Below are 580 nucleotides of genomic sequence, written 5' to 3'. Positions count from 1 at the left end.
GCATGAGCGCGAGCGCGTGTTCAAACCCTTTGCCCGGCTGGATAAAAGTCGTCACCGGGCCAGCGGCGGGTATGGTTTGGGGCTGTCCATCGTGAAGCGGATTGTGGACTGGCACGGCGGAGAGATTCGCGTGGAAGAAAGCCCGGAAGGCGGAGCCCGGTTTACCGTAAGCTTGCCCAAGAGCCAGCAAGGCCAGCATGTGCTGGGTCGGATGAGTGGATAGTGCGCCGGGCACCAGATACCGGACGATATCGAAAACCGTAATCGAACCCGGCTGCAGTGCGCGAGCTGTGCGTCAGGCACCCGGTGCCAGGCGATATATAGCCGATAAGGTCTATAAGGTTGTCCGTTATCGTGCAATCTGTCATCGGACCTTCATTTAAAATGCGTCTCCCGACGCCCTCCGGGACGTCTGCCTGATCCAGCCACCAATACTGATAACAGGATTAGCCGAGTCATGTCTTACATCCTATCCATCGACCAGGGCACCACCAGTTCCCGCGCCATCGTTTTTGATGCCAGTGGCCGTGCCTGTGGGCAGGCGCAGAAAGAGTTTCGCCAGCATTTTCCCCAGGATGGC

Annotated in this window: 2 protein-coding genes; both read left to right on the top strand. The window is 58.3% G+C overall.

What is annotated here, in order from left to right; all coding sequences use genetic code 11:
* Nucleotides 1–223, top strand: a 223-nt coding sequence (locus A3754_RS04430) for an ATP-binding protein (protein ID WP_231880478.1), incomplete at its 5' end; no start/stop codon positions are given.
* A 234-nt stretch (nt 224–457) separates the two neighbouring features.
* On the top strand, nt 458–580 hold a 123-nt coding region (locus tag A3754_RS25930), incomplete at its 3' end, for an FGGY family carbohydrate kinase (RefSeq protein WP_156496781.1).

It is taken from the genome of Alcanivorax sp. HI0083, assembly GCF_001635175.1.
Note: the sequence above shows the minus strand (reverse complement) of the source record. Positions and strands in the feature narration are given on the sequence as shown.